The 25,195-nt window shown below is 73.3% G+C and carries 19 protein-coding genes; 2 read left to right on the top strand and 17 right to left on the bottom strand.

The window, feature by feature from the left end; translation table 11 throughout:
- Window positions 1–457 precede the first annotated feature (457 nt).
- The 5 genes from ffh to nsdA all read right to left on the bottom strand — a co-directional run bounded on the left by ffh (window position 458) and on the right by nsdA (window position 8,410).
- Window positions 458–2,008, bottom strand: a complete 1,551-nt coding sequence (gene ffh / locus Sdia_RS24660; protein ID WP_164378866.1) for a signal recognition particle protein — start codon at window positions 2,006–2,008, stop codon at window positions 458–460.
- Window positions 2,009–2,532: 524 nt separating this feature from the next.
- A complete protein-coding gene (locus Sdia_RS24665) occupies window positions 2,533–5,076 on the bottom strand; it encodes a [protein-PII] uridylyltransferase (protein WP_185393447.1) in 2,544 nt (847 codons plus the stop codon).
- 47 nt (window positions 5,077–5,123) lie between these two features.
- Window positions 5,124–5,462: a P-II family nitrogen regulator gene (locus Sdia_RS24670; protein ID WP_100457684.1), complete on the bottom strand. Its 339-nt coding sequence runs from the start codon at window positions 5,460–5,462 to the stop codon at window positions 5,124–5,126.
- Window positions 5,459–6,682 carry an ammonium transporter gene (locus tag Sdia_RS24675; RefSeq protein ID WP_229831605.1) on the bottom strand — a complete coding sequence of 408 codons (1,224 nt, stop codon included), beginning with the start codon at window positions 6,680–6,682 and terminating at the stop codon, window positions 5,459–5,461. The genes Sdia_RS24670 and Sdia_RS24675 overlap by 4 nt, the downstream gene beginning before the upstream one ends.
- Before the next feature lie 243 nt (window positions 6,683–6,925).
- Window positions 6,926–8,410, bottom strand: coding sequence for a transcriptional repressor NsdA (nsdA, locus tag Sdia_RS24680; protein WP_115068140.1), 1,485 nt, complete (start codon window positions 8,408–8,410; stop codon window positions 6,926–6,928).
- A gap of 439 nt (window positions 8,411–8,849) precedes the next feature.
- Here nsdA and Sdia_RS24685 point away from each other — a divergent pair, with 439 nt between their 5' ends.
- Window positions 8,850–9,509 (top strand): bifunctional DNA primase/polymerase, encoded by a 660-nt coding sequence (locus Sdia_RS24685; RefSeq protein ID WP_100457687.1) that lies wholly within the window; start codon window positions 8,850–8,852, stop codon window positions 9,507–9,509.
- Between the two features lie 142 nt (window positions 9,510–9,651).
- On the opposite strand, the gene ftsY is transcribed toward Sdia_RS24685, so the two are convergent.
- The 5 genes from ftsY to Sdia_RS24710 all read right to left on the bottom strand — a co-directional run bounded on the left by ftsY (window position 9,652) and on the right by Sdia_RS24710 (window position 18,748).
- Window positions 9,652–10,866: a signal recognition particle-docking protein FtsY gene (gene ftsY, locus Sdia_RS24690; protein ID WP_189500529.1), complete on the bottom strand. Its 1,215-nt coding sequence runs from the start codon at window positions 10,864–10,866 to the stop codon at window positions 9,652–9,654.
- Window positions 10,867–11,838: 972 nt separating this feature from the next.
- A complete protein-coding gene (locus Sdia_RS24695) occupies window positions 11,839–13,257 on the bottom strand; it encodes a sugar porter family MFS transporter (RefSeq protein ID WP_100457689.1) in 1,419 nt (472 codons plus the stop codon).
- Between the two features lie 154 nt (window positions 13,258–13,411).
- The gene (locus tag Sdia_RS24700) at window positions 13,412–17,359 is read right to left on the bottom strand and encodes an AAA family ATPase (protein ID WP_189500530.1); all 3,948 of its coding nucleotides are present in this window, start codon (window positions 17,357–17,359) and stop codon (window positions 13,412–13,414) included.
- A gap of 508 nt (window positions 17,360–17,867) precedes the next feature.
- On the bottom strand, window positions 17,868–18,077 hold the full coding sequence (locus tag Sdia_RS24705) for a hypothetical protein (RefSeq protein ID WP_003951107.1): 210 nt from the start codon (window positions 18,075–18,077) through the stop codon (window positions 17,868–17,870).
- A 389-nt stretch (window positions 18,078–18,466) separates the two neighbouring features.
- Window positions 18,467–18,748, bottom strand: coding sequence for an acylphosphatase (locus Sdia_RS24710; RefSeq protein WP_100457691.1), 282 nt, complete (start codon window positions 18,746–18,748; stop codon window positions 18,467–18,469).
- 144 nt (window positions 18,749–18,892) lie between these two features.
- Between Sdia_RS24710 and Sdia_RS24715 the strand changes: the two genes are divergently transcribed.
- Complete coding sequence (locus Sdia_RS24715; RefSeq protein WP_124288214.1) at window positions 18,893–19,885, top strand: CAP domain-containing protein; 993 nt, start codon at window positions 18,893–18,895, stop codon at window positions 19,883–19,885.
- An 82-nt stretch (window positions 19,886–19,967) separates the two neighbouring features.
- Here Sdia_RS24715 and mutM read toward each other — a convergent pair whose 3' ends face one another.
- The 7 genes from mutM to rsmD all read right to left on the bottom strand — a co-directional run bounded on the left by mutM (window position 19,968) and on the right by rsmD (window position 25,123).
- The gene (mutM, locus tag Sdia_RS24720; protein WP_100457693.1) at window positions 19,968–20,828 is read right to left on the bottom strand and encodes a bifunctional DNA-formamidopyrimidine glycosylase/DNA-(apurinic or apyrimidinic site) lyase; all 861 of its coding nucleotides are present in this window, start codon (window positions 20,826–20,828) and stop codon (window positions 19,968–19,970) included.
- A 100-nt stretch (window positions 20,829–20,928) separates the two neighbouring features.
- On the bottom strand, window positions 20,929–21,711 hold the full coding sequence (rnc, locus tag Sdia_RS24725; protein ID WP_100457694.1) for a ribonuclease III: 783 nt from the start codon (window positions 21,709–21,711) through the stop codon (window positions 20,929–20,931).
- A gap of 19 nt (window positions 21,712–21,730) precedes the next feature.
- Window positions 21,731–21,904, bottom strand: coding sequence for a 50S ribosomal protein L32 (gene rpmF, locus Sdia_RS24730; protein WP_003951102.1), 174 nt, complete (start codon window positions 21,902–21,904; stop codon window positions 21,731–21,733).
- A gap of 2 nt (window positions 21,905–21,906) precedes the next feature.
- The gene (locus Sdia_RS24735; RefSeq protein WP_229831602.1) at window positions 21,907–22,476 is read right to left on the bottom strand and encodes a YceD family protein; all 570 of its coding nucleotides are present in this window, start codon (window positions 22,474–22,476) and stop codon (window positions 21,907–21,909) included.
- A 308-nt stretch (window positions 22,477–22,784) separates the two neighbouring features.
- A complete protein-coding gene (locus tag Sdia_RS24740) occupies window positions 22,785–23,906 on the bottom strand; it encodes a F0F1 ATP synthase subunit B (protein WP_189500531.1) in 1,122 nt (373 codons plus the stop codon).
- Between the two features lie 123 nt (window positions 23,907–24,029).
- Window positions 24,030–24,509 carry a pantetheine-phosphate adenylyltransferase gene (gene coaD / locus Sdia_RS24745; protein WP_189500538.1) on the bottom strand — a complete coding sequence of 160 codons (480 nt, stop codon included), beginning with the start codon at window positions 24,507–24,509 and terminating at the stop codon, window positions 24,030–24,032.
- 26 nt (window positions 24,510–24,535) lie between these two features.
- Window positions 24,536–25,123, bottom strand: coding sequence for a 16S rRNA (guanine(966)-N(2))-methyltransferase RsmD (gene rsmD / locus Sdia_RS24750; protein WP_100457698.1), 588 nt, complete (start codon window positions 25,121–25,123; stop codon window positions 24,536–24,538).
- Window positions 25,124–25,195: the final 72 nt, after the last annotated feature.

Below are 25,195 nucleotides of genomic sequence, written 5' to 3' on the forward strand. Positions count from 1 at the left end.
CGCTCATCACCCCAATGCGCGAGGGGCCCGTCAGGCGGGTGATCCTGGCCGAGGGCTCTCGGGCTTGCACGCCGGGCGGGCCCGGGACCGGGCCCGGCGGATGCGACGGGAGACGGGGCGAAGCCGACGACGGGGGCCGCGAGGCGTGCACGGGGCGCTCCGGCGTGGCAGGCGCGGACCACTGGGGACGCCGCTCCGACCGCACTGCCGCAGAGCCTTGCGTGTTCCGCACCGCACCGCTCCGTACGGGGCGCCCCCGGAGCACATCACCGCAGGTCGCCCGCCCCGTAGTGGGCTCGGCCGAGGCCCGGCCGATACGCGCCGCGCGCCGCCTCGCGACTGCCCGCCCTGCGCCCCTGCTCCCTCGCCAGGACAAGGAAAAGGGGCGCACGCCCGAAGACGTACGCCCCTTCCCACCAGGCTTCCGGGCCCTTGGGCCCGACGCGGCGGAGAGTACTCAGCCCATGAACTTCTTGAATTCGTCCGGCAGCTCGAAGTCCTTGCCGGGCTGGCCGCCGGGAAGGCCGAACGGGCTGCCTTCCTGAGCGCCCTGCTCACGGCGGGCGGCCGCAGCCTCCTCCTCGGCCTTGCGCTTCATCGGGTTTCCGCTCTTGCGCTTGCCCTTGGCCTGCTTCTGCTTCTTCTTCTGGCGGCCGGGGCCGCCGCCCGATCCGGGCAGGCCCGGCATCCCCGGCATGCCGCCGCCCTGCGCCATGCGGGACATCATCTTCCGGGCCTCGAAGAAGCGCTCCACCAGGCTCTTGACGGCGCTGACGTCGACACCGGAGCCCTTGGCGATGCGGGCGCGGCGGGAGCCGTTGATGATCGTGGGTTCGGCGCGCTCGCCCGGCGTCATCGACTTGATGATGGCGGCGGTGCGGTCGACGTCCCGCTCGTCGAGGTTGCTGATCTGGTCCTTGATCTGCCCCATGCCCGGGAGCATGCCGAGCAGCTTCGAGATCGAGCCCATCTTCCTGACCTGCTCCATCTGGGCCAGGAAGTCGTCGAGCGTGAACTCCTTGGGTCCCTTCTGGAGCTTGCGGGCCATGTCTTCGGCCTCTTGCTGGCTGAAGGTCTTCTCGGCCTGCTCGATCAGGGTGAGCATGTCGCCCATGTCGAGAATGCGGGAGGCCATGCGATCCGGGTGGAACGCGTCGAAGTCCTCGAGCTTCTCGCCGTTGGAGGCGAACATGATCTGCTTGCCGGTGACGTGGGCGATGGAGAGCGCGGCGCCACCGCGGGCGTCACCGTCGAGCTTGGAGAGGACCACGCCGTCGAAGCCGACGCCGTCGCGGAACGCCTCGGCGGTGTTGACGGCGTCCTGGCCGATCATGGCGTCGACGACGAAGAGGACCTCGTCGGGCTGAACGGCGTCGCGGATGTCCGCGGCCTGCTGCATCAGCTCCTGGTCGATGCCGAGGCGACCGGCGGTGTCGACCACGACCACGTCGTACTGCTTGGTGCGCGCGTGGGCGATGGAGTCCTTGGCGACCTGGACGGGGTCACCCACGCCGTTGCCCGGCTCGGGGGCGAAGATGCCGACGCCGGCACGCTCGGCGACGACCGCGAGCTGGTTGACGGCGTTGGGGCGCTGGAGGTCGGCCGCGACCAGGAGCGGCGTGTGACCCTGTCCCTGGAGCCACTTGCCGAGCTTGCCGGCGAGCGTCGTCTTACCGGCACCCTGGAGACCCGCGAGCATGATCACGGTGGGCGGCTGCTTGGCGAAGCGCAGGCGACGTGTCTCGCCGCCGAGGATGCCGACGAGCTCCTCGTTGACGATCTTGACGATCTGCTGCGCCGGGTTCAGCGCCTTGGAGACCTCTTCGCCGAGGGCCCGCTCCTTGACCTGCTTGATGAAGGCGCGCACCACGGGCAGCGCGACATCCGCCTCCAGGAGTGCGATGCGGATCTCGCGTGCGGTGGCGTCGATGTCCGCCTCGGACAGGCGCCCCTTGCCGCGGAGGCTCTTGAATGTCGCTGCAAGGCGATCGGAGAGGGTGTCGAACACGGCGCTCGTCGGTCCTCGGGAGTCGGGGGCAGGGTGGGTCGTTGTACAGGGTATCCGCCCCGGCAAGTGCGCCGTTCCACCGCCTGAGGCCGTACGGGGCGGGGGGTGGCTCCCGGTACGGGGCTTGCGGCGCCAGGCCGGGGCCGGCCCCGGAGTGCGCGGCGCGGTAAAGCGGCGGCGGTGCGCAGCGCCCGCACCCGCCGGTTCGAGGCGGGCGCGCGGTGTCACCGGCGGGCACGCGGACGGAGCCCCGGGCGATACCGTAAGGCCCACCGTCGCGCAGCGCGCCTTACGTGCGGGGCGCACCCCGCCGCGAGGCAGCACGCCCTCACCTCACGCAGTGCGGGGCGGCCCCTCACACCCCTCCGCACCAACCTACCGACCCGAACCGTAACGATCACCGCCGCGCAGCGAGCCTTACCGCACCGCGCGGTGCGCGCCCCCGCGCCCTCCCACCGACCCACCCAGCCCGCCCCGGTCCACCTCACCCCGGTCCACCTCACCCCGGTCCCGCCTCCGTCCCTTCACCCTCGCAGCGCTTCCTCCACCCCCTTCGCCACCCGCCCCGCCGCCTCCTCCCCCAGCGGCCTCCCGGTCGCGTCCGTGACGTAGAACGCGTCCACCGCGTTGGCGCCGAGGGTGCTCACGTGCGCGCTCCGTACGCGGACGCCGTCGGCCTCCAGGGCCAGGCCGATGCGGTGGAGGAGACCCGGGGTGTCCTGGGCGCGTACCTCGATGACGGTGGCGTGCCGGGAGGCGGCCGGGGCGACGCGGACGCGGGGCTGCGGGGCGGTGATGCCGCGGCGGCGCGGGGAGGCGGCGTCGCGTTCGGCGAGGCGTGCGCGGAGGTCGAGTGATCCGTCGAGGGCGCGGACCAGGTCGGCGCGGAGCCGGTCCGCCTGCGGCGGGGAGCCGTACTCGGCGGCGACGCGCCAGTTGAGCAGCAGGACACGGGAGGGATCGTCGGCGACGGTGGTGCGCGCGGTGCGAGCTGCGCCGTCGAGCCCGCGCGGCGGGCTGACGCCACCCAGCTCGGCCGTGCGCACCGTGAGGCGGTGCAGGGCGAGCACCCCGGCGACGGCGGGCAGCACGCCCATCGCGTATCTCTCCTGAGCGCCCTGTGCGGGGCGGGCGGGCAGGGCGAGGACGAGTTCGACGCCGAGCGGCGGCTCCTGGCCGGTGTCCGGCCCGCTCGCGGTGTCGTCCGCCCCGCCGTCGGCCAGGGCCTCCGCGCGGGCGTGGAGCGTGAGGACCGGGCCTCGGGTGCGGTGCGCCTCGAAGGCGAGGCGTTCCTGCTCTGCGGTGGGCGCCGGGGCGCCCGGTTCCTGCTCCCCCTGCCCGGCGAGGACCGCCCCGACGCGGCCGACGAGGCCGGTGACGAGGGAGTCGCGCCAGGCGGACCAGGCGGCGGGCCCCGTGGCGAGGGCGTCGGCCTCGGTGAGGGCGTGCAGGAGTTCCAGGATCGCGTGGCTGCCGACGGCCTCGGCGACGGCGCGCACCGTGGCGGGGTCGTCGAGGTCACGCCGGGTGGCGGTCTCCACCAGCAGCAGGTGGTGCCGGACGAGAGTGGCGAGGACGGCGGTGTCGTGCCGGCCGAAGCCGAGCCGCGCCGCCACGTCCCGCGTGATGACCTCCCCGGCCACCGAGTGGTCACCGGGCCAGCCCTTGCCGATGTCGTGCAGCAGGGCCGCCACCAGGAGCAGGTCGGGGCGGCTGACGCGGCGGGTCAGGGAGGCGGCGTGGACGGCGGTCTCCACCAGGTGCCTGTCGACGGTCCAGGTGTGGACGGCGTTGCGCTGCGGACGGCAGCGGACGCGTTCCCAGTCGGGCAGCAGCCGGCTGACCAGTCCCTCGGCCTCCAGCGCCTCCCAGACCGGTACGGCGGCCCTGCCGGCGCCGAGCAGGATGACGAACTGGTCGCGTGCCTCGGCGGGCCAGGGCGTGGGCAACGGCGGGGCGGTGGCGGCGAGGCGGCGCACCGTGTGCGGCGAGAGCGGCAACCCGGCCTGGGCTGCCGCGGCGGCGGCGCGCAGCGTGAGCACGGGGTCGCGTTCGGGGCGCGCGGTGCGGGCGAGGCCGGCCTCCCCGTCCTGTTCGACGACGCCCTCGGCGAGCGGGGCACGGTCGACGGGGCGCCTGCTGGGGAGCAGGGCGCGCGGCCGGGGCCGTACCGAGCGGGAGCGCAGGACGCGGCCGACCTCGCGCCAGGTGACGTCGGCGGCGTAGGAGAGGGTGCGGGCGGCCTCGTAGACCTGGCGCAGGAGGGTGTCGGCGTCGAGGAGGCCGAGGGCGGTGGCCACCTGGTCCTGTTCCTGCAGGGCGAGGCGGTCGGTGGCGCGTCCGGTGGTGAGGTGGAGGGCGTCGCGGACGTCGAGGAGGCGGCGCCGGGCGTCGTCGAGGCCCTCGCGGGGGGCATCGGCGAGCCAGGAGGCGGCGACGGCGCGCAGCGCGGTGGCGTCGCGGAGCCCGCCGCGGGCCTCCTTGAGGTCGGGTTCGAGCAGATACGGGAGTTCGCCCGCGCGGGCGGCGCGTTCCTCGCAGAGTTCACGCAGGCGCGGGAGGCGTGCGGGGGCCTGGTTGCGCCAGTCGGCGAGGACGGTGGTGCGCAGTGCGGCGGTGGTGCCGCGGTCGCCCGCGAGGTGGCGGGCGTCGAGCAGGCCGAGCTGGGCCCTCAGGTCGTCGTCGGCGGTCCTGCGGGTCTCGGCCAGGGTGCGGACGGAGTGGTCGAGGTCGAGGCCGAGGTCCCAGACGGGGTACCAGATGCGGTCGGCGACCCGGGCGATCGCGGCGGCGGGGGTGCTGCCGTCGTGCAGCAGCAGAAGGTCGAGGTCGCTGCGGGGCGAGAGTTCCCCGCGGCCGTAGCCGCCGACGGCGACCAGGGCGAGGCCGCGTGGGCTGCCCGCGGCGGCGGTGAACAGGCCGTTCAGCCAGTCGTCGGTCAGGGCGGCGAGGGCCTTGCGACGCGGCGGCCCGGGCCGGGCTCCCCGCTGGAGGAGACTCAGCCGGGCCGCCGCGTAAGCGCCGGGTCCAGGGTCTTCCGCCGCCGTACGCACGTCCGTGTTCGTCACCGGGAGCTCCGTTCCTCGTGGCGTCCGGACCTGGGGCCTGGTGGTGGTCAGAGCGCGTCGGGGCCGCGTTCGCCGGTGCGGACCCGGACGGCGGTCTCCACGGGCAGGCTCCAGACCTTGCCGTCGCCGATCTTGCCGGTGCGGGCGGCCTTGACGACGACCTCGATGAGCTGTTCGGCGTCGTCGTCCTCGACCAGGACCTCGACACGGATCTTGGGGACCAGGTCGACGGTGTACTCGGCGCCGCGGTAGACCTCGGTGTGGCCGCGCTGCCGGCCGTAACCGCTGGCCTCGGTGACCGTCAGTCCGTGGACGCCGAAGGCCTGGAGGGCGTCCTTGATCTCGTCGAGCCGGTGGGGCTTGACGACCGCGGTGATGAGCTTCATGCGTCCACCTTCGAGTTCGGGGCGGCCGCGGCAGTGTCGGCCTCGGGGAGGTTCTTGGTGGTCAGGGAGGCGCCGACGGCGGTGAGGTCGTAGGCGCTCTCGGCGTGGTACGCCTGGTCGACGCCACCGGTCTCGTCCTCCTCGGAGGCCCGGAAGCCGATCGTCGCGTCGACGAACTTGGCCAGCAGCCAGGAGACGGTGAAGGAGAAGGCCATGGTGGCGAAGGCGCCGACGGCCTGCTTGCCGAGCTGACCGAGTCCGCCGACGCCGTCGACGGCGAGGACGCCGACGAGCAGCGTGCCGGCGACGCCGCCGACCAGGTGGACGCCGACCACGTCCAGCGAGTCGTCGTAGCCGAGCTTGTACTTGAGGCTGACGGCCCAGGAGCAGAGGGCCCCGGCGGCCAGGCCGATGAGGAGGGCGCCGAAGGCGTCGACGTGGGCGCCGGAGGGTGTGATCGCGACGAGGCCGGCGATGGCGCCGGAGGCGGCGCCGAGCGTGGTGAACGCGCCGTGCCGGACGCGCTCGTAGACGAGCCAGCCGAGCATCGCTGCGCCGGTGGCGACCTGCGTGTTGAAGGCCATGGTGGCGGCGGTGCCGTCGGCGGCGAGGGCGGAGCCGGCGTTGAAGCCGAACCAGCCGAACCACAGGAGGGCGGCCCCGAGGACGACGAGCGGCAGGTTGTGCGGCCGTATCGGGTCCTTCTTGAAGCCGACGCGCCTGCCGACGACGAGGACCGCGGCGAGAGCGCCGACACCGGCGTTGATGTGGACGGCCGTGCCGCCCGCGAAGTCGATCACGTCGAGCTGGTGGAGCCAGCCGTCCTCCTGCCAGACCCAGTGGGCGACCGGGAAGTACACCACGGTGACCCACAGGGCGATGAACAGGGTCCAGGCGCTGAACTTCACCCGGTCGGCGAGGGCCCCGCTCATCAGAGCGGGTGTGAGGGTGGCGAACATCAGCTGGAACAGGGCGAAGGCGATCACCGGTATGCCCTCGTCACCGCCGGTGAGGGTGGTGGGGTCGATGCCCTTGAGGCCGATGTGGTCGAAGTTGCCGAGAAGGCCGCCGCCGAGGTCGCCGCCGAAGGTCAGCGAGTACCCGTAGAACACCCACAGGACGGCGACGACGCCCATCGAGACCAGCGACATCATGAGCATGTTGAGGGCGCTCTTGACCCGCACCATGCCGCCGTAGAAGAACGCCAGGCCGGGCGTCATCAGCATGACGAGCGCGGCACTGATCAGTACGAACGCGGTGTCTGCACCGTTCACGCCAGTGTCTCCTTGCAGAGGGGGACGGCCCGTGCGGATGCCTGGTACGTCGGGCCGACTGTGCTGAGGAGACTGACGCAGCGGGGTTTCGGCCGGTGCGCCTCGTTGTTTCGCGGCAGTGACGAAGCCGTGTGCCGTGTTACGCGTGCGTGAACCTCCCGCCGCGGCGGGGTCGCGGGCGCGGCGGGGTCAGACGGCCTGGGCCACCTCGGGAAGGTGGCTGGCGAGCAGCTCGGCGAGACCGTCGGTCTCACTGCGCCCCGGGTACTGGCGCAGCGCCCGGTCCACGGTCTTGCGGAGCCGGGTGTTGACCCGCTCGGAGCGGACCTTGGCGGCCAGGTGCGCGGCCTCCTCGGCGCAGACGGCGGAGTCGGCGAGCTCGTCGCGCAACAGGTGCACGGAGGCCATGCCGATGAGGTTCAGTGCGTACGAGCGCTGGTAGAGGCTGTCCGCGCGGAACAGGTCGACGGCCTGGCGCATGCCCTGGGCGGAGAGGTTGGCGTAGAGGGTGCTGCCCCCGGCAGCGTAGGCGAGGTCGCGGTAGGAGTGGGCGTTCTCGCTGCTGAGCTCGGCCTCCGTGAAGAACGTGATCCAGCTCGGCTCGGGGTCGGTGACGTCCTCGAGTTCGGCGAAGGTCGCCTCGGCCATCCGCGCCGCCCGCTTGCACTTGCCCGGGTTGCCGAGGGCGGCGTGGGCACGGCCCTCCATCGCGTACAGCATGGCCTGGGTCCTGGGGCCCGCGCAGTCGCGGCTGCCGTACTGGGCGAGATGGACCAGTTCCAGTGCGTCGTCGGGCCGTCCCAGGTGGATCATCTGCCGGCTCATGTGGGACAGGACGTACGACCCGAGGGGCTTGTCCCCGGCCTCCTTCGCGGCGTGCAGGGCCAGCACGAAGTACTTCTGTGCGGTGGGCTGGAGTCCCACGTCGTAGCTCATCCAGCCGGCGAGTTCGGCGAGTTCGGCGGCTACGCGGTACAGGCGGCGGGTGGTCTCGGCGGGGTGGGGCTCCTGGAGCAGCTCGGTGACCTCGTGGAGCTGGCCGACCACGGCCTTGCGCCGCAGTCCGCCGCCGCACTGGGCGTCCCAGCGGCGGAACATCTGGATGGTGGACTCCAGCAGGTCCAGTTCGGGGGCGGAGAGGCGGGGCCCGCCGCGCCGGTCGGCGACCCGGTGCGGGCCGTCGGTTGTCAGCGAGGTCTGCGGGGTGGGGACCAACCAGCGCTGCATCGGTTCGATGAGGGAGGCTCCGGCGGCGACGGTGAGGGAGGTGCCGAGGAAGCCCCGGCGGGCCAGCATCAGGTCACTGCGGGAGAACTCGCTGAGGTGCGCGATGGTCTGCGGGCCGGTCCACGGCAGGTCGACCCCGGCGGCCGACGGCGTCTGGTGCTGTGGGCGCAGGCCCAGGCCCTCGACGGCGACGACGCAGCCGAACCGCTCCGAGAAGAGGTCGGAGAGGATGCGCGGGATGGGCTCGCGGGGCTGCTCGCCGTCGAGCCAGCGGCGCACCCGGGAGGTGTCGGTGGAGACGTGGGCGGCGCCGAGCTGGCGGGCACGGCGGTTGACCTGACGGGCCAGCTCGCCCTTGGACCAGCCGCTGCGCAGGAACCAGGAGCTGAGCAGCTCGTTAGGACGCTTCTCCGCGTGCACCGCGTTGATGTCGTCGTCGCCGTTCACCGGAACGCCCCCGTCTCCTCGCGCGCCCGGCGGCTCGGGAGGGCCGGGCACCAGCTGACGTGCCGCGCGGTGGCGCCCCCTGGGCGACGGTCACCCTTCGAATGTACGGTCGAAGCGGCTGCGGCACGCTCACGCCTACACGATCGCGTGAGCTTGTGTACCGAAAGTAACGCCCCGCTCACCTCTGCGGGGGCCGGACTCGGGGAAACGCCACCATTCGCCACCCCTCTTTCCGAACTGCCGCCCCGCCACGGGCGCTTGACTGGACACGAGTGGCTGAAACAGGAGTGGAGACGCACCAGGGGGCGCGCGACGCGCCGCGCACAACCCCCAGCATCGTGGAACGTCACCCCGCACACCACCCCCCGATCGGGGGTGCTCCCCGTGACCGTGCGACTCCGTCACGTAACCGGCACTGCGCGGACCCGTTGGAGGGGGCATGGGTTTCACGATCGGCGGTATCCGGGACATCCGGTCCGGCATCCGGCGACGCGGACGCACCGCGGACCGCCTGGCGCTGGCAGAACTGAGCGGCCGCTGGGGCTGGGACGTGGTGCCCGGCGCACGCGCCACCACGCACGGCTGCTCGTGCGGCGCGTACGGCTGCCCCGCGCCGGGCGCCCATCCCCTCGACCGGGGGCGGCGCGTCACCGGGGGCACCGGGGCGGAGCAGGCGGCGCGAGCCTGGGCCCCGTACGGCGGGGCGGCCATGATGCTCCCCGTCGGCCTCGCCTTCGACATCCTCGACGTGGCGGAACGCGCCGGGCGGCGCGCCCTGGTCCGCCTGGAACGCATGGGGCTCCCCCTCGGCCCCGTCGCGGTCACTCCGGAAGGGCGCGCCCAGTTCTTCGTCGCCCCCGGCTCCGCCCGCGCCCTGCCGGGACTGCTGTACCGGATGGGCTGGGACGACGCCGACCTCGACCTGCGCGGCCTGGGCCCCGGTACGTACATCACGGCGCCGCCCTCCGACCGGTCCGGGCTCGGTCCGGTCCGCTGGCTCCGCTCCCCCGGCGGCGTCACGGCCGCACGGCCCCCCGAGGCCCGGCTGCTGCTCGGGACTCTGGCGTACGTGACACACCGGACGCCCGCGTACGCGTAGTGGGGCCCCGCCCGGCCCCGTACGACGACGAGCCCCGCACCGGGCCGATGCCGGGTGCGGGGCTCGTCGCTGCGCGGGGCGCGCCCGGCCGGTGCCGCCGCCGTGGTCACGGGGCCGTGCCGGTCGGGGCCGTGCGGGAGGGTCAGTCGCCGATCAGGGCGTCGACGAACGCCTCCGGATCGAACGGCGCGAGGTCGTCCGGCCCCTCACCGAGGCCGATCAGCTTGACCGGAACGCCCAGCTCGCGCTGGACCGCCACGACGATGCCGCCCTTGGCGGTGCCGTCGAGCTTGGTCAGGACGATGCCGGTGATGTCCACGACCTCGGCGAAGACGCGTGCCTGCACCAGGCCGTTCTGGCCGGTGGTGGCGTCGAGGACCAGGAGCACCTCGTCGAGCGGGGCCTGCTTCTCGACGACGCGCTTGACCTTGCCCAGCTCGTCCATGAGCCCGGCCTTGGTGTGCAGCCGGCCCGCCGTGTCGACGAGGACGACGTCGGCCTGGTCGGCGATGCCCTCCTTGACCGCGTCGAACGCGATCGAGGCGGGGTCGCCGCCCTCGGGGCCGCGCACGGTGCGCGCCCCGACCCGCTCACCCCAGGTCTGGAGCTGGTCGGCGGCGGCGGCGCGGAAGGTGTCCGCGGCCCCCAGCACGACCGACTTGCCGTCGGCGACCAGGACCCGCGCGAGCTTGCCGGTGGTCGTGGTCTTGCCGGTGCCGTTGACGCCGACGACCATGACGACGGCCGGCGTCTTCAGGCCGTTCTCGGTGTTCACGGCGCGTGGGGCGTCCGTGGCGATGAGCTGCAGCAACTCCTCGCGCAGCAGGGTGCGCAGCTCCTGCGGGGTGCGCGTGCCGAGGACCCGGACGCGCTCACGGAGCCGCTCGACCAGTTCCTGGGTGGGCACGACACCGACGTCGGCGGTGAGGAGGGTGTCCTCGATCTCCTCCCAGGTGTCCTCGTCGAGGTGCTCCCGGGAGAGCAGGGTGAGCAGCCCCTTGCCCAGCGCGTTCTGCGAACGGGCCAGACGGGCCCGGAGCCGGACCAGACGCCCCTCGGTGGGCTCGGGCACCTCCACCTCGGGGGCGGCGGGTGCGGGCTCGGCCTCGGCGGGCGGGGCCGGAGGGGCCTCGGCGGCCGGAAGATCCACCTCCTCGATGGTGCGGCGCGACTCGTCGCGCGGCGTCTCGGCCTCGTCGCCGACACGCGGCTCGGCCGGGGGGGTGGTGATGGTCGGGGTGGCGTTCGGGCGCTCGGCCGGCGGCAGCTGCTTCTTCCTGCGGCCGCCGATCACGAGCCCGCTGACCGCACCGACCAGAACCACGGCGATGACTACAGCAAGGATGACGATTTCCATAACCCGTCCAGTATCAGCCATGGGGGTGGCGTGGGGAGGGAGCGGCGGGGGCGGGCGCGGGAACGGCACGCGGGGAATCGGGGCGGGCAAGGGTGGCGACCAGGGAACGGCGTGCGAGCGGGCGCGGCACCGGGCAGGTCCGGGTCCTCGTCGCGGGGCGGGCCGTACTGAGCGCGCCCCGTACGCCGCGCACGCGGCCGCGTGGGTCGGGCTCCGGCCCAACGCCGCCGCTCCACCCACCGTCGCACCGTCGTACTTCTCCGCGCCGCCCCGAGCGCGGAGCCGCTCCGGGTTCGGGGACACTGCGGGCTCGGGGACACTGCGGGCTCGGGGACGCTGCGGGCTCGGGGACACTGCGGGCTCGGGGACGCTGCGGGCTCGGGGACACTGCGGGCTCGGGGACGCTGCGGGCTCGGTGCTGCCCGCTCCCTTCCCTCCTCCGCGCCCCGTACGCCGCGCCCGACCTGTGGAAACCCGCCTGGCGCGCCGCTTCGCCTCGGAGCCGACCAGGCGGCCCGCCGATCCACCGCAGCCCCACCGCGCCGCCTTCCCCCACACTCCCCATCGAGTGATCCAGCTCTCGCGGCCTTGACCGCCTACCGCTACGCGACGGTGCGCCCCCGGAACGCCGCCCTCCCCGCCCTGCACGCCGCACCGTCACTGCGCCCTGGCCCCGCCCCGTACGCCGCGTCCGACCTGCGGAGGCATTGATCCTGCCGCGTCAGCGCAACGTCACCTACGGGGCGCGCTCCGCCGCCGCCCCGTCCTCCGTCCGCCCTCGCCCCGAGCGCGCCCCGTCGAGTGACTCCACCCACTCCCCGATTGACGCCCCAGCAACCCGAGCCCCCGCCGCGCACCCCGCGCCCGAGCGGGGCGCCACCGCCCACCAGCGGCAACGCCCCGTCGCACCACCCCGGGTCCCCGCCCCGAGCCCCAGTGGCCGGGCCCGGACCGACCGGGTCAGTCCTGGTCTCAGCCCATCTCCTCCAGGGCCTTGCCCTTCGTCTCCTTGACGAACTTGAGGACGAACGGGATCGACAGCACCGCGAAGCCGGCGTAGATCACGTAGGTGCCGGACAGGTTCCAGTCGGCGAGGCTCGGGAAGCTGGCGGTGATGGCCCAGTTGGCGATCCACTGGGCGGAGGCGGCCACGCCGAGCGCGGCGGCGCGGATGCGGTTGGGGAACATCTCGCCCAGGAAGACCCAGACGACCACGCCCCACGAGAGCGCGAAGAAGAGCACGAAGACGTGGGCGGCGATCAGTGCCGTGGTGCCCTCGGTGCTCGGCAGCTTGCCGTCGACCAGCGGTGCGGAGAACGCCCACGCCTCCACGGCCAGAGCGATGGCCATACCGCAGGAACCGATGAGGGCCAGCGGCCGGCGGCCGATCCGGTCGACGAAGATCATCGCGATGACCGTACCGATGATGTTGATGATCGACGTCGTGAAGGAGTAGAAGAACGACCCCTCGGGGTCGATGCCGACGGACTGCCAGAGCGTCGTGGAGTAGTAGAACGCGACGTTGATACCGACCAGCTGCTGGAACATCGACAGACCGATGCCGACCCAGACGATCGGCAGGAACCAGAACCGCCCGCCCAGCAGGTCCCTGAACGACGGCTTGTGCTCACGCCGCATCCGCTCGTCGATCTCCGCGACCCGGGCGTCCAGGTCGATCTTGGTGCCCTCGACCTCGGCCAGCACCTGGCGGGCCTTGTCCTTGCGGCCGACCGAGATCAGGTAGCGCGGCGACTCGGGGATGACGAAGGACAGCATCCCGTAGAGGACGGCGGGGATGACCATGACACCCAGCATCAGCTGCCAGGCTTCCAGGCCCATGAGCTCGCCGCGCTGGTCACCGTCGGCGGCGGTGAGGATGCCGTAGTTGACGAGCTGGGAGATGGCGATGCCGATGACGATGGCGGCCTGCTGGAAGGAGCCGAGCCGGCCGCGGTAGGCGGGCGGGGCGACCTCGGCGATGTAGGCGGGCCCGATGACGGAGGCCATGCCGATGGCGAAGCCGCCGATGCAGCGCCACATCGCCAGGTCCCACAGGGCGAAGGGCAGCGCGGAGCCGATGGCGCTGGCGGTGAAGAGCACCGCGGCGATCCGCATGCAGTTGATGCGGCCGATGCGGTCGGCGATGCGTCCCGCGGTGGCGGCGCCGATGGCACAGCCGATCAGCGCGATGGCGATGACCTGGGCGAGCGTCGCCGAACCCACGTCGTACCGGTCCCTGATGGCCTCCACGGCGCCGTTGATGACGGAGCTGTCGTAACCGAACAGGAAGCCGCCCATCGCCGCGGACGCCGCGATGAAGATGACGTGCCCCAGGTGGTCGGGGTGTGCCTCCCTCGCATCTGAACTGGGCGGCGTGGCGTCGTTCGTCACAGGTCCTCCTCGGGCCCCGCCGTCCTGCCGGGCCTGGGGTACCGGACGGTGGGGCGGACGGCGGTCTTTTCCAGTGGCGCACACCCGGCATGGCGCCGCCTGCCCTGAAGCAGCCGACTCACCCGTTCGAGTCCGCCGCGGCCCGCCCGGCTGCTCAGCGCAGCCGCTGACCGATCACCTTGGAGACGCCGTCGCCCTGCATGGAGACGCCGTAGAGCGCGTCGGCCACCTCCATGGTGCGTTTCTGATGGGTGATGACGATCAGCTGGGAGGACTCCTGGAGCTCCTGCATGATGCGGATGAGCCGCTGGAGGTTGGTGTCGTCGAGTGCCGCCTCCACCTCGTCCATCACGTAGAACGGGCTCGGGCGCGCCTTGAAGATGGAGACCAGCAGGGCCACGGCGGTGAGGGAGCGTTCGCCGCCGGAGAGCAGTGAGAGCCGCTTGACCTTCTTGCCGGGCGGGCGCGCCTCGACGTCGACGCCGGTGGTCAGCATGTGCTCCGGGTCGGTGAGGACGAGGCGTCCCTCACCGCCGGGGAAGAGGCGCGAGAAGACGCCTTCGAACTCGCGCGCGGTGTCGTGGTACGCCTCGGTGAAGACCTGCTCGACCCGTTCGTCCACCTCCTTGACGACCTGGAGGAGGTCCGCGCGGGTCCGGCGGAGGTCGTCGAGCTGCTCGGAGAGGAACTGGTGGCGCTCCTCCAGCGCGGCGAACTCCTCCAGCGCCAGCGGGTTGACCTTGCCGAGCTGCTGGTACGCGCGTTCGGCGGCCCGCAGCCGCTTCTCCTGCTCCGCCCGGTGGAAGGGCCGGGGCCGGTGACGCGGATGCTCCGGGTCCTCGGGCGGTTCCTCACCCTCGGCGGGCGGCGACGGCGGCACGGGCTGCTCCGGCCCGTACTCGGCGACCAGGGCGGCCGGCTCGACCCCCAGCTCCTCCAGGGCGCGGGTCTCCAGCTGTTCGATGCGCAGGCGTTTCTCGGCGCCGAGGACCTCGCCCCGGTGGACGGAGTCGGTGAGCTTGTCGAGTTCCGCCTTGAGGTCGCGGCCGCGGCTTCGTTCGGCGTCCAGCTCGGCCTCCCGGGCCGCCTTGGCGCGCTCGGCCTCCACACGCTCGGCGGCGGCCCGTTCCACGGAGATCTCGATGTGCGCGAGGAGCTGTCGCGCCCCGGTGGCGACGGCCGCCGCGACGTGCGCCTCGTGGCGTAGCCGGGCACGGCGCCGCTCGGCGCGCGCCCGGGTCTCACGCTCGGCGCGCGCGGCGCGGTCGAGGCCGTCGGCCCGCCCGGCGAGCGCCCTGACCCGCTCCTCGTGGGTACGCAGCTGGAGCCGGGCCTCCATCTCGGTCTGGCGCGCGTTGGCGCCGTCGGCGGACAGCCGGTCGCGTACGGCGGTGTCGGGTTCCTCCTGGGCCGGGGCTTCCTCGGCGACGGCGAGCCGCTCGGCCAGTTCCTCGGCGTCGGCGACGGCCCGGTCGAGGGCTTCCTGCGCCCGGGCGGCGGCGGCCGTGGACCGTTCGGCCTCACCCGCCGCGGCGCGGGCCTGCCCGGCGAGGCGACCGAGTTGCTGGGCGACGGCGGACTTTTCCCGGTCGGCGCGGCGGCGCCGTTCGGCCAGCTCCTCGGTGCGGGTCGCCTGTTCGGCGCGGAGCCGGACGGCGTCGCGCTGGGCGGCGGCGAGTTCCGCGCACCGCGTGTCGAGGACGGCGAGTTCGGCGGCGGCCTCGTCCACCTGCGCCTGCGCCTCCAGCAGGCTGGGTGCGCCGGCGGAGCCGCCGTGGGCGAAGTGCGGCCCGAGAACGTCGCCGTCACGGGTGACCGCGACGACCGCCCCGTCCCCTGCCCCGACGACCGTCTCCGCCTCGCTCAGCCCTTCGACCACGACCATGCCGTCGAGCAGCGCACGGAGCGCGGGAACCAGGTCGCCGGGCGCCCGCACCAGGTCCACCACACGCGGCGGGTACGGGGCGGTCCGCGCTGGGCGCTCCTCCGCGCCCGGGGCGGGCCCGGTACCGGGCCCGCCGGCGGCGTCGGCCTGGCGCGCGACACCGAGCGCGACGCGTTCCGGCGCCGTGCCGGGGTTGTCCGGCGCGGCTCCGTACGGGGCGGTCCGCGCCGCGCCCCGCGCGCCTTCGCCCTCGGCACCGACGCGGTGCGGCGCCCTGTCACGCGTCGCGCCGTCGTCCGGCGCCCCGCCACTGCCCGCCCCGTCCCGTGGATCCGGAGCGTACGCCCCGTGCCCCGCCCCGTCGCCGCGTCCCGCGGTCTCCTCGCGCCCCGGGTCAGCCGCCCCGTCGTCCCCCGCCCGGGACGGCGCGGGCACCGTCGGGCCTGCCCCGGTCCCCTCGCGCCGAGGCGCACCGTCCGGCCCGCCCCCGTCACCTCCGGTCCACCCCAGCACCAGCGCCGCCCGCCCCGCGTCGCGTTCCCGGAGCAGCCGGAGCGCGTCGGCGGCGGCGTGCGGCCCGGCGGCGGCCAGGGCGTCGGCGGCGGAGCCGAGCGCGGCCGCCACGGGCACCTCGTAGCCGGGGGCGACGTCCAGCAGGGCGGCGAGGGGGCCCGCGACTCCGTGGAGCCGGTCGCGGGCCGCGAGCAGTTCGCCCGTGCCGTCCTTGCGCCGCAGCCCTTGTGCGAGGACTTCGTGGCGAGCGGCGAGGGCGGCGCGGCGGCGTTCGGCGGCGGTGGCCTCGTCGCGGGCCGCGGTGAGGGCGGTCTCGGCGTCGGCGAGCGCGGCGCGGGCCTCGTCGTGCCGGGCGCCGAGGTCGGCGTCGGCGACGTCGAGGCCGTCGACCTCGGCGCGGAGCTGCTCGTACTCCTCCCGCGCGGTGACGGCGCGGCCGGCCGCCTCGTCGCGGGCGGCCGCGAGGCGGTCGATCTCCTCCTGGGCGGAGGCGGCGCGGCTGCGGGCGGCGTTGACCTGGCCGTGCAGGCGGGCCAGTCCCTCCCGACGGTCGGCGATGGCGCGGGCGACGTCCTTGAGGCGGCGTTCCTCGGCGGCGAGCGCGCGTTCCAGCTCGGCGCGGTGCCCGACGGTGTCCTCCAGCGCGTGCTGGGCCGCTTCGAGGGAGGCGGCGAGTTCGGCCTCCTGCTCGCGGATGCGGGCGGCCTCGCGTTCCAACTCCTCGGGGTCGCGGCCGCGCCGTTCCTCGACGGGTTCGGCGCTCGCGCTGCGTACCCGGGCGTCGGCGAGGCCGATCGTGCCGCGGACGCGTTCGGCGAGTTGGGAGAGGGCGTGCCAGGTCTCCTGGGCGCGCAGGAGCCGCGGCGCGAGGCGGCGTACCTCGCCTTCGAGGGCGGCCTCACGTCGCTGGGCGGCCTTGAGTTCGGCCTCGGCGGCGTCGCGGCGGCGCTTCTGCTCGGCCTCGTCGGCGATCTCGGCGCTGAGGGCTCGGGTGAGGGTGACGAGATCGTCGGCGAGGAGACGGAGCCGGGCGTCGCGCAGGTCGGCCTGGATGACGGCGGCGCGCCGGGCGACGGCGGCCTGGCGGCCCAGCGGTTTGAGCTGGCGGCGCAGTTCCTCGGTGAGGTCCTGGACGCGGGCGAGGTTGGCCCGCATCGCGTCGAGTTTCCGCAGCGCCTTCTCCTTGCGCTTGCGGTGTTTGAGGACTCCCGCGGCCTCCTCGATGAAGGCACGCCGGCCCATGGGGTCGGCGTGCAGCACGGAGTCGAGCTGGCCCTGGCCGACGATGACGTGCATCTCCCGGCCGATTCCGGAATCCGAGAGGAGTTCCTGGATGTCGAGGAGCCGGCAGGTGTCGCCGTTGATCTGGTATTCGCTGCCGCCGTTGCGGAACATGATCCGCGTGATGGTGACCTCGGCGTATTCGATGGGCAGCGCGCCGTCCGAGTTGTCGATGGTGAGAGAGACCTCGGCCCGGCCCAGTGGGGGTCGTCCGGTCGTGCCGGCGAAGATGACGTCTTCCATCTTCCCGCCGCGCAGGGATTTCGCGCCCTGTTCGCCCATGACCCAGGAGAGCGCGTCGACGACATTGGATTTGCCGGAGCCGTTCGGGCCCACGACGCAGGTGATACCGGGTTCGAAACGCAGGGTGGTGGCGGAGGCGAACGACTTGAATCCGCGCAGGGTCATGGCCTTGAGGTGCACGTCGTCGGACTTTACCGGCCACCGCTGGGACGGCGGTTGCGGAGCGGGTTCTCCCGGTTGTCATCCGGCGGTTTCGCGGTACGGGGCGCAGGGCAGATCAGACGGTAATGACCGTGCGACACACGGCGATCCCGAGGGGGGGAAGGAAAAAGGGACGCCGAGGCGTCCCTTGCACTGCGGCTCACTCTTCACTCGCACCCCGCGCGCCTTTCGGCGCACGGACGGCGGCGGAAGTGGCGACCGGTGCCGTTTCCTGCATTCGATCTTTCCCGGACTGAACCGAACCCGGACCCGCGCCGGGCGCACAGGTGAGGGAGGCTGATCACATGCCGGTGCCCGGCGATGATCGGGCCTCACGAGGGGAGGCGGTCTCCTGCCGTTCCTGGAAGGATTCCGGGACTGAAGATCGTACTCGCTGACGAATGGGCGACTGCGTACCTGATGATGTCCGGCTGCTGCCCGCTCCGGAATCCGGCGTGCCCGCGGACCACCGCGAGGCAGGCGCCGGTCAGGTGAGCGCAGGCTCCGCCTTGGAGACGTCGAGGCTGTCGAGCAGCGCGTCGCTGTGGTGAGAAGCGGCAGCCGCGAGCGCGTCGTTCTCGGCCTGGATCCGAACGATCTCGGATTCGAGGTCCTGGACGCGCTGCTGGAGCCGTCGCATCTCGGCGAGGAGCCGCGGGTCGGAACCGCCGACGTAACCGAGAAGCGCCTTTGCCATGATGGATGGTCCTCCACACTGAGTTACCGAACGAATCGGTGTGGGTCGTGAGGGCATCGCACCCGCGGTGCCTGGCAATGCTGGATTTTCGTTGGCTCTCACATGCCAAACATCTGTGGGGCGCGGGTATTCCAGAGTCTCACCAAAATGTTTGACGGTCAACACGATCACAGCCCGTATCGACGGAGCTCCGGCGGTCCAGGCGCGGCCATGCGGCGGCGCGGCCGATTCTGCGGAGCCCGGCGGGCGTGGTGATCAACCTCGTCGGGGCAGCCTCGCACGGCCGCGCGTTCTTGGCAACCACCAGGTCATGGCCGCCTCGAAGGCCGGACGCGGCGCCGGACGCGCCCGCCACGGGCCGTCGCCCGGGGGCTTCGCGCGTACCCCGGTCAGCGGATCGCGAAGGAGTCGTAGCCGCGGCGGGGCGTGTCCCAGATCTCAGTGACCCCGTCGACCCGGCCGGGCGTGTCGCCCTCGCCGAGCCAGTCGAGGAGCTTCTGGCAGTCGGCGCGCTGGCCCTCGGCGACGACCTGGACCCGCCCGTCGTCGAGATTGAGAGCGAAACCACTCAGCCCGCCGATCTCCAGCGCCTTCGCCCGGGTGAACCACCGGAAACCCACCCCTTGCACCTGTCCCCGGACCCAGACCACCAGCCGCGCTTCTTCGTTCATGCCAGCACGCTAACCGGCCGATTGGCCGAGGAGCATCTCGCCCTCACCCGTCTTGGGCTACAGTCCCGACGCAACGATCCTCACCCGATCGGGTGAACATCGTGCAGGGAACGCTTCACCGTCCGGCCAAGGAAGGCTCAGTACATGGGACGCCACCGCCGCGCCGCCCACGGCGCGTCCACCGGCAACACCGCACGTGCCGACCGGCCGGACCAGGCCACCCGGCCGCACGCCGCCGGGTACGCCCACCCGGAGCCGGCCGCGCCCCCGGAGAGCCGCTCGCACCGCCGCCCCAAGCGGGGTGCCGTGCCGGTGCGCACCGGCCTGCTCGGCGTGTCGGCGGCCGTCGCGATGGGCGCCGTGGCCGTGGCCACGGGCCTGCTGCCGGGCGGCGGCGACCGGTACGCGGTGACCGGCGAGGGCCCCTCGGGCCGGGTGGAGGCCGCGGACGGCCCCAGTGACCTGGAGACGAACGGCGGCGCGGACGGCCGCTCCGGCGACGGCGCGAGCCGCGGCGCCGACCGCTCGGCCGGGCCGGGCGCCGGTCCCTCCTCCCCCGCCGGCGCGAAGGAGGACAAGGCCGACGGGAAGAAGTCCGCGAGCCCGGACGCCACCGAGAACACCGACGCCGAGGACAAGCCGTCCTCGAAGGCCCCCGAGGCGTCCGGCGCACCGGAGAGCGCGCCCGCGCCGTCCCCCTCGCGTACGACACGGGCGCCCGCCCCGTCGCGGCCGTCAGCCACACCCTCGACGCCCGCCGATTCCTCCGCGGCCGCCGCCGTGCTGTCACTGGTCAACCAGGAGCGGGCCAAGGCGGGGTGCGCCCCGGTCCGGGCCGACGCCGAGCTGGCGGCGTTGGCGACCGCGTTCAGCAAGGACATGGCGGCGCGTGGCTTCTTCGACCACACCGACCCCGACGGCGACTCCCCCTGGGACCGCGCGGAGCAGGCGGGAGTGACCGGCCTGGGCGGCGAGAACATCGCCCGCGGCCAGGCCAACGCCCAGTCCGTCATGGACTCCTGGATGAACAGCCCCGGCCACCGCGCGAACATACTCAACTGCGACTACAAGACCCTGGGCGTCGGCGTGCACTTCGCCGAGGGCGGCCCGTGGTGGACGCAGAACTTCGGCTTCTGACGGCGCTCGGCCGCTGACGCGCGACGGCGACGGCCCCGCCCTGGGGGGGGCGGGGCCGTCGCCGTCGCGTGTGCGGGGCGCGTCAGCCCGTCGTCCGCGGGGGCCGCTGGCAGCGCGGGCAGAAGTAGCTGGAACGGTTCATCCAGGGCCTGCGGCGGATCGGGGTGCCGCAGCGGGCGCAGGGTTCGCCCTCGCGGCCGTAGGCGTCCAGCGAGCGGTCGAAGTAGCCGGACTCGCCGTTGACGTTGACGTAGAGGCTGTCGAAGCTGGTGCCTCCCACGTCGAGGGCCGCGGTCATGACGGCGCGGACGTGGGCCAGCAGCTCCGCCGAACGGGGCCGGGTGAGGGTGGCGGTGGGCCGGTCGTGGTGGAGGCGGCTGCGCCAGAGTGCCTCGTCGGCGTAGATGTTGCCGACGCCGCTGATCAGGGACTGGTCGAGCAGGGCCCGTTTGACGGTGGTGCGGCGGCGGCGCAGCGCCTGGTGGAAGGCGTCCTCGTCGAACAGCGGGTCGAGCGGGTCGCGGGCGATGTGCGCGATGACGTCGGGCAGCCCGTCGGGGCCGGTGTCGTGGAGGGACAGACCGCCGAAGGTGCGCTGGTCGACGAAGCGGAGTTCGGTACCGAGGTCGTCGGCGAAGCGCAGTCGTACCCGCAGGTGCTTCTCGTCGGGGCTCTCGCCCGGCTGGACGAGGAGCTGGCCGCTCATCCCGAGGTGGGCGAGGATCGCGAAGGGCGCGTCGTCCACGGGGAGCCAGAGGTACTTGCCGCGGCGCAGCGGCGCGGCGAGGCGCAGGCCGGTGAGGCGGCGGGCGAAGTCCTCGCCGCCGGCCAGGTGGCGGCGGACCGCGCGGGGGTGCAGGACGTCGGTGGAGGCGACGGAGCGCCCGGTGATCCACCGTTCCAGTCCGCGCCGGACGACTTCCACCTCGGGCAGCTCGGGCACGTGCGCTTCTTCCCCTCGTGGTGGTGCGCGCCGGACGGGCGCACCGGGACAGCAGGCCGCCGGCCGCCCCGGGTGGGGACGGCCGGCGGTTGCGGGCGGGTCAGGCCGAGGCCGCGTCGGAGGGCGGAGCCGGAGCTTCCGCCTCCTTCTTGGCGCGCTCGTCCGCCGCAGCGCGGATGGCGCGCCAGGCGGACTCGGCGGCCTGCTGCTCCGCCTCTTTCTTGCTGCGGCCGGTGCCGGTGCCGTACGAGACGCCTCCGACGCGGGCGGCAGCAGTGAAGGTCTTCTCGTGGTCGGGGCCGGTCTCCGTGACCAGGTACTCGGGTACACCGAGCCCCTCGGTCGCGGTCAGCTCCTGGAGGCTGGTCTTCCAGTCGAGGCCGGCGCCCAGGCTGGAGGACTTCTCGATGAGCGGGTCGAAGAGCCGGTGCACCAGCTCTCCCGCCGCCTCGAGGCCCTGGTCGAGATAGACGGCGCCGATCACCGCTTCCAGGGTGTCGGCGAGGATGGATGCCTTGTCCCGGCCTCCGGTGCCCTCTTCGCCCCTGCCGAGGCGGATGAAGGAGCCGAGTTCGAGGCCGCGGCTGACCTCGGCCAGCGCACGCGAGTTGACCACCGCCGCCCGGAGCTTGGCCAGCTGGCCCTCCGGCAGGTCGGGGTGGGTGCGGTAGAGCGTGTCGGTGACCACCAGACCGAGCACGGAGTCCCCGAGGAACTCCAGCCGCTCGTTGGTGGGCAGGCCGCCGTTCTCGTACGCGTACGACCGGTGGGTCAGCGCACGCACCAGAAGGGCGGACTCGAGGTGGTACCCGAGCCGCCCTTCCAGAAGCGTGTGGGACGAGGCCGTGGTGTCCGCCTTCTTGGCGTTGGACAGTTCAGACATCGGGCCTCTCACCAGCCGCTCAGACCTCGAGGACCTGGCGCTTGTTGTAGGTGCCGCAGCTCGGGCACGCGATGTGCTGCTGCTTCGGCTCGTGGCAGCGCTCGCACGCAACCAGGGTGGGGACCGCAGCCTTCCACTGCGACCGGCGGTGGCGCGTGTTGCTGCGCGACATCTTCCGCTTCGGAACAGCCACGGCTACTTCTCCTGCTTCTCGTCGACACCGGGGGCGGCGCCGCTCAGATCGTCCTTCTCGCCTGCCTGGATGGTCCCGGCGAGTCCCTGCAATGCCGCCCAACGAATGTCGGTGGCGTCGTGATGGTGGTCCGGATCGTCCGCGAGCCGCGCCCCGCACTGGGAGCACAGGCCCGGACAGTCGTCCTGACACACCGGCTGCATGGGCAGTGCGAGCACTACCGCGTCACGCAGCACCGGCTCGAGGTCGAACATGCCGTCCTCGAGCGGGATGACGTCCTCGTCGTCCTCGGCGTCGTCGCCGGGCTCCGCGGTGCGGCCCCGGTCGGCGGCGTCAGGGTACGAGAACATCTCCTGGAAGTCCGCTTCGAGCTCCAGCCCGAGCGGCTCCAGACACCTTACGCACTCCCCCTTGGCGGCGGCACGGGCGGTCCCCGTGACGAGGACCCCTTCCATGACCGATTCAAGGCGGAGGTCGATCTCCACCGGCGAGCCCTCGGGCACGCCGATGACGTCTTCGATTCCGAACTCGGGGGAGCCCGGTGCCTGCACCGTGCGGTTCAGCTGCTGCATGGCACCCGGACGCCGCCCCAGCTCATGCGTGTCGAACACGAGGGGGTTGCGGTGGTCGAGGCGCGTGTTCAGAGCTTTACCTTCTTCCGGTTCACGAGATCAAGGGGGATGCGGTCCTGCCGGATGCCTCCGGAGGACGGCCCGCGGGCCACCTGGCCCGGTCCGCCGCCGGGGAGTCCGCCGGCTCCCCCGCGGGTGCTCCGCCGGGGGCCGTGGACAGACACGACCGAGGAGCCAGGATACTGGACCGGGCCGCTGTCTCCCAATTCGGGCCGACGCGGCCCCGCACCCGGCGGCCCGGCGGCCCGTCAGCGCCCCTGTTCGTAGCGGCGCAGCTCCTCGGCGCTGATCATGCTCGTGTCGAAGAGGCTGGTCTCGTCGAGCGCCGTGGCTGGTCGCTCCTGCGGTACCGGGGGGACGGGGTACCCGTTCGCGTCGTAGCCCCCGGCGCCCGGGTAGCCCTGCTGCGCGTACCCCTGCTGCGGGTGGCCCTGCCCGCCGTAGCCGTACGGGTCGGGCTGCTGCTGTTCCTGGTAGCCGTACGGACCGGGCTGCTGCTGGCCGTAGCCCTGCTGCTGGTAGGCGTACGCGTCCTGCTGGGCGGGGGCGCCGTACCCGTACGGGTCCTGTCCGGCCGGTGGGAGCTGGTCGGCGTACGGCTCCCGCGGCGGGGCTGCGGGGGCCGGCGGGGTCGCGGGCGGGGCGGTGGGGTCGGCGAGGCCCGCGAGGTAGTCGGCGTCGCTGGTGGCGGCCTGGGCGGCCTCGTCGCCGAGTTCCCCGAGGGCGGCGAGTTCGTCGGTGGCGATCCGCCCGTGCAGCTTCTGACGGCCGCGTCCGACCGCTTCCAGGGTCTTGCCGAGGACGGCCTCGAAGGCACCGAGCTTGGCGCTGACGTAGTCGTCGGCGCGGCGGCGCAGCGTCTCGGGATCGTGGCTGCGCTCGGGTGCGTCGGCGTAGTCCGGGTCCTCGTGGCCCGCGTCGGGCTCCGGGGCGCCGAGGAGCTTCTCGCGGCCGCGGCCCACCGAGCCGATCGTCTTGGTGAGGACCACCTCGAAGTTGGCGAGCTTGGAGTCGACGTAGTCGTCGGCCTGGGCGCGGATCTCCTCGGCCTCCTGGCGGGCCTCGGCGAGGATGCGGTCCGCCTCGTCCTGGGAGCGCTGGGCGACGGCGGTGCCGGAGACCAGGTTGCCGCGTTCGGCGTGGGCGGACTGGATGATCCGCTCGGCCTCCTGGCGGGCCTGCTCGACCATCTGCTCCCGGTCGCCGATCAGCTCCTGGGCCTGCGCGAGGGAGCCGGGCAGTGCCTCGCGGACCTCTTCGAGCAGGGCGAGCAGCTCGGCGCGGTTGATCACGCAGGAGGCCGACATGGGCATGGACCGGGCGTTGCCGACCGTGTCGACGATCTCGTCAAGCTTCTTCTGGACGTCCACCGGGTGCTCGCCACTCTCTGTGCCTGGTTGGGAAGTCGGACGCACCGACTGTACGGCCGCCGGGCGCCCGGCGGACACCGGGTGAGGCGGCGTCAGCTCCCGCTCACGCCCGGCGGGCGGGGCTCACTTCTTCCCGAGGCGGTCGCCGAGGGCGGTCAGGACGGGCTCCGGGACCAGGTGGGAGACGTCGCCGCCCCAGGCCGCGACCTCCTTGACGAGACTGGAGGAGAGGAAGCTGTAGGTGGGGTTGGTGGGGACGAAGAGCGTCTCGACACCGGAGAGGCCGATGTTCATCTGGGCCATCTGGAGTTCGTAGTCGAAGTCGCTGACGGCGCGCAGCCCCTTGACGATGGCGGGGATGTCGCGCTCCTTGCAGAAGTCGACGAGCAGGCCGTGGAACGACTCGACCTGGACGTTGCCGAACTCGGCGGTGACCTCGTGGATCAGGCTGATCCGCTCGTCGATCTCGAACAGCCCTTTCTTGGACTGGTTGATCATGACGGCCACGTGGACCACGTCGTAGAGCCTGGAGGCACGGGCAATGATGTCGAGGTGTCCGTTGGTGATGGGGTCGAACGACCCTGGACAGACGGCACGGCGCAACTGAAGTCCCTCGCTCCCGGGTCCGGTCATCGTGCGTCTTCGCACGTAGAGGCGGCGCGACCGTACCAAAACGTGCCCTCGCCGTAGCGGCGGGCCCGCTCAGGGTGAAATCCGTCCGGCCACCCGAATTCTCCCCCTCTGGTGGCGCGTTCCACCGTGACGAGCGCCTCATCGGCGAGCCAGCCGCCGGTGCGCAGTGTGAGCAGGATCTCCCGGAGTTCCTCATCGGTGACGGCGTACGGCGGGTCGAGGAAGACCAGGTCGTAGGGGGCGCCGGGCGGCGGGCCCGCGACGGCCTGTCCTGCCTTCGCGGCGCGCACCTCGGCGCCGGGCAGGCCCAGGGTGCGGACGTTGTCGCGGATGGTGCGCACGGCGCGGGCGTCGGCCTCCACGATCAGGGCGTGAGCGGCGCCCCGGGAGAGCGCTTCGAGACCGACGGCGCCGGAGCCGCCGTAGAGGTCGAGGACCCGGGTCCCGTCGAGCGGCCCGCCGTGCAGCGACTGCCAGGTGGAGAAGAGGCCCTCACGGGCCCGGTCCGAGGTGGGGCGGGTGCCGGTGCCCGGCGGTACGGCGAGGCGGCGTCCGCCGGCGGTGCCGGCGATCACGCGGGTCATCTGAGTCCTTCGGGGCTGGGAGTGCGGCCAGGTCCACGATATGGCGTACGGGCCCGGGCGCACCCGTCGGCG

Origin of the sequence: Streptomyces diastaticus subsp. diastaticus, assembly GCF_011170125.1 — a bacterium.
Lineage (GTDB): Bacteria > Actinomycetota > Actinomycetes > Streptomycetales > Streptomycetaceae > Streptomyces > Streptomyces diastaticus.